3 protein-coding genes are annotated in these 667 nt (G+C 57.9%); all 3 read left to right on the top strand.

Going from position 1 to position 667, the window contains the following annotated elements:
• Positions 1-150 (top strand): JAB domain-containing protein (locus ACU8YC_RS25355; protein ID WP_446896012.1); only part of this gene is annotated, 150 nt, incomplete at its 5' end.
• Positions 151-161: 11 nt separating this feature from the next.
• Positions 162-383 (top strand): DUF987 domain-containing protein, encoded by a 222-nt coding sequence (locus ACU8YC_RS25360; protein ID WP_446896011.1) that lies wholly within the window; start codon positions 162-164, stop codon positions 381-383.
• A gap of 129 nt (positions 384-512) precedes the next feature.
• Positions 513-667: type IV toxin-antitoxin system YeeU family antitoxin (locus ACU8YC_RS25365; RefSeq protein ID WP_446896013.1), on the top strand; the 155-nt coding region annotated here is incomplete at its 3' end.

Here is a 667-nt window from a genome sequence, read left to right on the forward strand (position 1 = left end):
CCGTCAGGCCTGGCGGAGCCCAGCCAGGCTGACCGTCGCCTCACGGAACGTCTTAAACAGGCGCTGGACCTGGTGGATATTCGTCTGCTGGACCACCTGGTGGTCGGTGGGATGAGCATCGTCTCTCTGGCTGAACGCGGCTGGTTGTAAGGAGTAAATCTGTGAAAATTATCCCCAAACGTCAGGCGATGACGCTATACCGTCAACATCCGCAGTCCAGGCTCTTTCGCTTCTGTACCGGGAAATACGCCTGGTCCGGCAGCATCTGCCATTACCACGACCGCGAGGTTCAGGATATCCGCGGTGTGCTGGCCGTGTTCGCAGAGCGCCGTCAGGACCGCAACGGCCCGTATGTCATCCTGCGCTGCGTCACGCTGAACTGAATAAAGGAGAATACCGGTGAGCAGAATTATCCCAACCACCGTTTGCCCCCGTCATCCTGAAACATTGCTTAATCCACTTTTAAGTGAGGCTTAACCATGCCAGACATCGACCACACCACACATGACAGTATGGACGCCCCGCGCTGGGGTCTGCAGCGCAATATCATCCCGTGCTTTGGCGCACGCCTGGTCCAGGAAGGCAACAGCCTTCACTACCTGGCTGACCGCGCCAGCATGACCGGGACCTTCAGTGATGCAGATTTGCGCCATCTGGACCAGGCGTT

The organism is Citrobacter sp. VF227, assembly GCF_052950715.1.